General features: G+C 70.9%; 5 protein-coding genes. All 5 read left to right on the top strand.

Features of this window, described 5'->3' with window-relative positions:
• Window positions 1–136 precede the first annotated feature (136 nt).
• The 5 genes from ACFY1E_RS32630 (at window position 137) to ACFY1E_RS32610 (ending at window position 6,588) form a co-directional block, all read left to right on the top strand.
• On the top strand, window positions 137–2,176 hold the full coding sequence (locus ACFY1E_RS32630) for a bifunctional aldolase/short-chain dehydrogenase (protein WP_389082238.1): 2,040 nt from the start codon (window positions 137–139) through the stop codon (window positions 2,174–2,176).
• 8 nt (window positions 2,177–2,184) lie between these two features.
• Entirely contained in the window at window positions 2,185–3,621 is a 1,437-nt protein-coding gene (locus tag ACFY1E_RS32625; protein WP_389082265.1) for a rhamnulokinase family protein, read from the top strand.
• A 71-nt stretch (window positions 3,622–3,692) separates the two neighbouring features.
• Window positions 3,693–4,448, top strand: coding sequence for a (Fe-S)-binding protein (locus ACFY1E_RS32620; protein ID WP_389082236.1), 756 nt, complete (start codon window positions 3,693–3,695; stop codon window positions 4,446–4,448).
• Complete coding sequence (locus ACFY1E_RS32615; protein WP_389082233.1) at window positions 4,445–5,923, top strand: LutB/LldF family L-lactate oxidation iron-sulfur protein; 1,479 nt, start codon at window positions 4,445–4,447, stop codon at window positions 5,921–5,923. The genes ACFY1E_RS32620 and ACFY1E_RS32615 overlap by 4 nt, the downstream gene beginning before the upstream one ends.
• Window positions 5,920–6,588, top strand: a complete 669-nt coding sequence (locus ACFY1E_RS32610) for a lactate utilization protein C (protein ID WP_389082231.1) — start codon at window positions 5,920–5,922, stop codon at window positions 6,586–6,588. The genes ACFY1E_RS32615 and ACFY1E_RS32610 overlap by 4 nt, the downstream gene beginning before the upstream one ends.
• Window positions 6,589–6,600: the final 12 nt, after the last annotated feature.

The following is a 6,600-nucleotide window of genomic DNA, read 5'->3' as shown; positions in this document are numbered from 1 at the left end:
GCGACCGGTCGCGCCCGCGCGGCGCAGCCACACATTGATACAGCCCCGCACCCCTAAAAGGGGCGCAACGGAGCCGCACATTTGTACAGCCCCGCACCCCTGTCGGGGCACGTATCTCCAGAAGGACTGAATGGACATGGCATCCCACCCCGAAGCTGCCGCTCTGCTGGCCCGGTCCCATCGCCTCGGTGCTGATCCCCGTAATACCAACTACGCCGGCGGCAACACTTCCGCGAAAGGCACCGGTACCGACCCTGTCACCGGTGGTGATGTCGAGTTGATGTGGGTCAAGGGGTCCGGTGGCGACCTCGGCACGCTCACCGAGGCCGGGCTCGCCGCGTTGCGGCTGGACCGGTTGCGGGCCCTGCAGGGCGTCTATCCGGGTGTCGAGCGCGAGGACGAAATGGTCGCCGCGTTCGACTACTGCCTGCACGGGAAGGGGGGTGCTGCTCCCTCCATCGACACCGCGATGCACGGTCTGGTCGACGCCGCGCACGTCGATCATCTGCACCCCGACTCCGGGATCGCGCTCGCCTGCGCGGCCGACGGGGAGAAGCTGACCGCCGAGTGTTTCGGCGACACGGTGGTGTGGGTGCCGTGGCGGCGGCCCGGGTTCCAGCTCGGCCTGGACATCGCCGCGGTCAAGGAGGCCAACCCGCAGGCCATCGGGTGCATCCTCGGCGGCCACGGGATCACCGCCTGGGGCGACACCTCCGAGGAGTGCGAGCGCAACTCGCTGCACATCATCCGCACCGCCGAGGCATTCCTCGCCGAGCGGGGGAAGGACGAGCCGTTCGGGCCGGTGATCGAGGGCTACGAGGCGCTGCCCGAGGCCGAGCGGCGGGAGCGGGCGGCGGCCTTGGCGCCGTATGTGCGGGCCGTTGCGTCTCAGGACAAGCCGCAGGTCGGGCACTTCAACGACTCCGAGGTCGTCCTGGAGTTCCTGGCGCGGGCCGAGCATCCGCGGCTCGCCGCGCTCGGGACCTCCTGCCCCGACCACTTCCTGCGGACGAAGGTACGGCCACTCGTGCTCGACCTGCCGCCGTCCGCTCCCGTGGAGGAGGCGATCGCGCGGCTGAAGGAGCTGCACGCCGAGTACCGCGAGGAGTACGCCGCCTACTACCAGCGGCACGCGTTGCCCGACTCCCCCGCGATGCGCGGTGCCGACCCGGCGATCGTGCTGGTGCCGGGTGTGGGCATGTTCAGCTTCGGCAAGGACAAGCAGACGGCGCGAGTGGCCGGCGAGTTCTATGTCAACGCCATCAACGTGATGCGCGGTGCCGAGGCCGTGTCGACGTATGCGCCGATCGAGGAGTCGGAGAAGTTCCGCATCGAGTACTGGGCGCTGGAGGAGGCCAAGCTCCAGCGGATGCCGAAGCCCAAGCCGCTCGCCACGCGGGTCGCACTCGTCACGGGTGCGGGCAGCGGGATCGGCAAGGCCATCGCGGAGCGGCTGGTCGGTGAGGGCGCGTGTGTCGTCGTCGCCGATCTCAATGCGGACAACGCCACTGCGGTGGCCGAGGAGTTGGGTGGCCCGGACAAGGCGGTCGCCGTCACCGTGGACGTGACGGACGAGGAGCAGATCGCCGCGGCCTTCAAGGCGGCCGTGCTCGCCTTCGGCGGGGTCGATCTGGTGGTCAACAACGCCGGGATCTCCATCTCCAAGCCGCTGCTGGAGACTTCGGCCAGGGACTGGGACCTGCAGCACGACATCATGGCCCGTGGGTCCTTCCTCGTGTCGCGGGAGGCGGCCCGGGTGATGATCGCGCAGGAGCTGGGCGGTGACATCGTCTACATCGCCTCCAAGAACGCCGTCTTCGCCGGTCCCAACAACATCGCCTACTCGGCCACCAAGGCCGACCAGTCTCATCAAGTGCGGCTGCTGGCAGCCGAGTTGGGCGAGCACGGCATCCGCGTCAACGGGGTCAACCCGGACGGTGTGGTGCGCGGTTCCGGGATCTTCGCGGGCGGCTGGGGTGCCCAGCGGGCGGCCGTGTACGGGGTGCCTGAGGAGAAGCTGGGCGAGTTCTACGCCCAGCGGACCATCCTCAAGCGGGAGGTACTGCCGGAGCATGTCGCGAACGCCGTGTTCGCGCTGACCGGCGGGGAGCTGACCCACACCACCGGGCTGCACGTCCCGGTCGACGCCGGCGTCGCGGCCGCCTTCCTGCGGTGAGCGCGTTCGTGAAGTCGTACGCCGCGGTCGACCTCGGCGCGTCCAGCGGGCGTGTCATGGTCGGCCGCGTCGGCGCCGACAGCCTGGAGCTGACCGAGGCGCACCGCTTCCCCAACCGGCCCGTCCGGGTGCCCGAGGGGCTGCGGTGGGACATCCTGTCCCTGTACGGGGGCGTCCTGGACGGGCTCAGGGCTGCCGGGCAGGTCGATTCCGTCGGTATCGACAGCTGGGCCGTGGACTACGGGCTGCTGGACGGAGGCGGTGCGCTGCTCGGCAATCCCGTGCACTACCGGGACTCCCGCACCGAGGGCGTCGCGGAAAAGGTGTGGGCGAGCGTGCCCGCCGAGCAGCTGTATGCGGCGACCGGGTTGCAGTACGCGCCCTTCAACACCCTGTACCAGCTGGTCGCGGCGCGGGAGACGGCCCAACTCGCCCATGCCGAGCGGTTGTTGCTCATCCCGGACCTGATGTCCTACTGGCTCACCGGCGAGCAGGGCACCGAGCTCACCAACGCCTCGACCACCCAGCTGATCGACCCTCGGACGCGTGAGTGGTCGTACGAGGTCGCCTCCCGTGTGGGGATCGACCTGGGGTTGTTCGCGCCGCTGCGGCAGCCCGGGGATCCGGCGGGTGTGCTGCGGCCGGAGGTGCTGGAGGAGACCGGGCTGAGGGGTCCGGTGCCGGTGACGGCGGTCGGCTCGCACGACACGGCGTCCGCGGTGGCCGCCGTACCGGCCGACGGCGGGCGGTTCGCGTACATCTGCACCGGGACCTGGTCGCTGGCCGGTCTCGAGCTGAATGCGCCCGTGCTGAGCGAGGAGAGCCGGGCCGCCAACTTCACCAATGAGCTGGGTCTGGACGGCACGGTCCGCTATCTGCGCAACATCATGGGACTGTGGCTGCTCCAGGAGTGCGTACGGGCCTGGGGCGAACCGGAGCTGGGCGAGCTGCTGCGGGAGGCGGCCAAGGTGCCGGCGCTGCGGTCGGTGGTGGATGCGGGGGACGCGGTGTTCCTGGCGCCGGGGCGGATGCCGGAGCGGATCGCCGAGGCGTGCCGTGTCTCGGGACAGCCGGTGCCCGAATCCCCCGCGGAGATCACGCGCTGCATTCTCGACTCGCTGGCCCTGGCCCACCGCCGGGCGATCGAGGACGCCCAGCGGCTGACCGGGCATCCGGTCGACGTCGTGCACGTCGTCGGCGGCGGCACCCGCAACGCGCTGCTGTGCCAGCTGACCGCCGACGCGTGCGGGCTGCCCGTGGTGGCGGGTCCGACGGAGGCGGCGGCGCTGGGGAACGTGCTGGTCCAGGCCCGGGCGCACGGGCTGGTCGGCGACCTCGCGAGCGGGCGGCGCCTGCTCACCCGCACCCAGCCGCTGACCCGCTACGAGCCGCGAGGTGACGCCGCCCGGTGGCGTGAGGCGCAGGCCCGGCTCACCGGAAGGTGAGAGGGGTCTCCCCCGCGCCCCGTCCCCCGGCTACCCTTCACTCATCCGATGATCGATCGCAAGGAGCCGCGATGCGTGTCGCCCTGTTCCTGACCTGTGTCAACGACACGCTCTACCCGGAGACCGGGCGCGCCGTGGTGAAACTGCTGTCCAGGCTGGGCGTGGAGGTCGACTTCCCGATGGCCCAGACCTGCTGCGGGCAGGCGCACTACAACACCGGGTACCGGCATGAGGCGGAGCCACTGGCCCGGCATTTCTCCGATGTCTTCGGGGAGTACGAGGCGATCGTGACGCCTTCCGGGTCGTGCGGGGCGATGGTGCGGGAGCTGTATCCGCGGATGGGTGAGCGGGCCCGGGCCGAGGGGCGCGGGGACACGCTCGCGGCGACGCTGGCTCCTGTTGTCCCGAAGACGTACGAGCTCACCGAGTTCCTGGTGGACGTGCTCGGGGTGACCGACGTCGGCGCGTACTACCCGCACCAGGTGACGTACCACCCGACCTGTCACGGGCTGCGCGGCCTGGGGCTCGGGGACCGCCCGCGCCGGCTGCTCCAGGCCGTGAAGGGTCTGGAACTGGTCGAGCTGCCGGGTGCCGAGGAGTGCTGCGGCTTCGGCGGTACCTTCGCGCTGAAGAACTCCGACGTCTCGGCGGCGATGGGCGCGGACAAGGTGCGCAATGCCGAGTCGACCGGCGCGGAGGTGCTGTGCGCGGCCGACAACTCCTGTCTGATGCACATCGGCGGGACGATGACGCGGCTCAGCAGCCGCATGCGGCCGGTGCACATCGCGGAGATCCTGGCGAGCACGGAGGAGGAGCCGGCCGTATGAGCGGGACGTTCGTAGGGATGCCGGCCTTTCCGAAGGCCGCGCACGAGGCGGTGAACAACCCGACGCTGCGCGGCAATCTGCGGCACGCCACCCACACCATCCGCGCCAAGCGGGCGAAGGCCGTCGCGGAGGTGTCGGACTGGGCGGCGCTGCGCGAGGCGGGCAAGCGGATCAAGGACCATACGCTGCGTCATCTCGACCGGTATCTGGAGCAGTTGGAGGAGTCGGTCACGGCCGCGGGCGGCATCGTGCACTGGGCCGCCGACGCCGACGACGCCAACCGGATCGTGGCCGGTCTGGTGAAGGCGACCGGCGAGACGGAGGTCGTCAAGGTCAAGTCGATGGCCACGCAGGAGATCGGCCTCAACGAAGCCCTCGAAGCCGAGGGCATCCGCGCCTACGAGACCGATCTCGCCGAACTCATCGTGCAGTTGGGCAAGGACCGGCCCTCCCACATCCTGGTCCCGGCGATCCACCGCAACCGCGGCGAGATCCGGGACATCTTCGAGCGCGAGATGAGCGAGTGGGGCCGCCCGGCCCCCGAGGGCCTGACCGACACACCCGCCGAACTCGCCGAGGCCGCTCGCCTCCACCTGCGGGAGAAGTTCCTGCGCGCCAAGGTCGGCATCTCCGGCGCCAACTTCATGGTCGCCGACACCGGCACGCTGGTGGTCGTCGAGTCCGAGGGCAACGGGCGGATGTGCCTGACCCTGCCCGAGACGCTGATCTCGGTCGTCGGCATCGAGAAGATCGTGCCGACCTGGCGGGACCTGGAGGTGTTCCTGCAGACCCTCCCCCGCTCCTCCACCGCCGAGCGCATGAACCCCTACACCTCGACATGGACCGGCACCACGGACGGCGACGGACCGCGCACCTTCCACCTGGTGCTGCTCGACAACGGCCGCACCGACACCCTCGCCGACGAGGTCGGCCGCCAGGCGCTGCGCTGCATCCGCTGCTCGGCCTGCCTGAACGTCTGCCCGGTGTACGAGCGGGCCGGCGGCCACGCCTACGGCTCGGTGTATCCCGGCCCGATCGGCGCGATCCTCAGCCCCCAGCTCCGGGGCACTGCAAGCGAGATCGACGCCTCCCTGCCGTACGCCTCGTCGCTGTGCGGTGCCTGCTACGAGGTGTGCCCGGTCGCCATCGACATCCCCGAGGTGCTGGTCCATCTGCGGGAGCGGGTCGTGGAGGGCGGGCAGGTGACCCGCGAGGGCAACAAGGTGGTGCTGCAGCCCGCGAAGGGACACGCGGCCGAACGGGCGGCGATGCGCGCGGCCCGCTGGGCGTTCACGCACCCGGGTGCCCTGCGCACCGGCCAGCGGCTCGCCTCCCGCACCCGCCGCCTCCACCCACGGACGCTGCCCGGTCCGGGCAAGGCGTGGAGCGGCAGCCGGGATCTGCCGGCGGTGCCCGCGGAACCGTTCCGCGACTGGTGGCAGCGTACGAACGGCGGAAAGGACGGCGCGAAGTGAGCAGCAGGGAACGGATCCTGGGCCGGGTGCGGCGCGCACTCGCAGACGTACCACAGGACGACACGCCGTACGAGCAGGCCGTTTCACGCGACTATCTGCGGGAGCACGGGGAGCGGAGTGTCGAGCAGACGGTGGATCTGCTGGCCGAGAACCTGGCGGACTACCGGGCGGTCGTGCACCGCTGCACAGGGGCCGAGCTGGCGGCGGTGATCGGCCGGTTGCTCGCCGAACGGGGCTCGAAGACGCTGCTGGTGCCGTCCGGTCTGGATGAGGGGTGGCTTGCGGCGACGGACGCCGAGCGGGTGCCGGATCGCGCCGAGAGCACCCCGCACGAGCTGGACCAGGTCGAGAGCGTGGTCACCGGCTGCGCTGTCGCCATCGCCGAGACCGGCACCATCGTCCTGGACGGCAGCCCCGACCAGGGCCGCCGTCGCATCACCCTCGTCCCCGACCACCACATCTGTGTCGTACGGGTCCCGGAGCAGGTCGTCTCGTCCGTGCCCCAGGCCCTCGAACGCCTCGACCCGGCCCGCCCGTTGACATGGATCTCCGGCCCGTCGGCGACGAGCGACATCGAACTGGACCGGGTGGAGGGGGTGCACGGACCGCGCACGCTGGAGGTGGTGCTGGTGAGCGGTCGTGCGAGTGGCGAAGTCAACCCTTGACCTCCGTACCGT

Origin of the sequence: Streptomyces sp. NPDC001604 (assembly GCF_042893475.1) — a bacterium.
Lineage (GTDB): Bacteria > Actinomycetota > Actinomycetes > Streptomycetales > Streptomycetaceae > Streptomyces.
The sequence above is the reverse complement of the archived record's forward strand: the minus strand, read 5'-3'. Positions and strand labels throughout refer to the sequence as shown.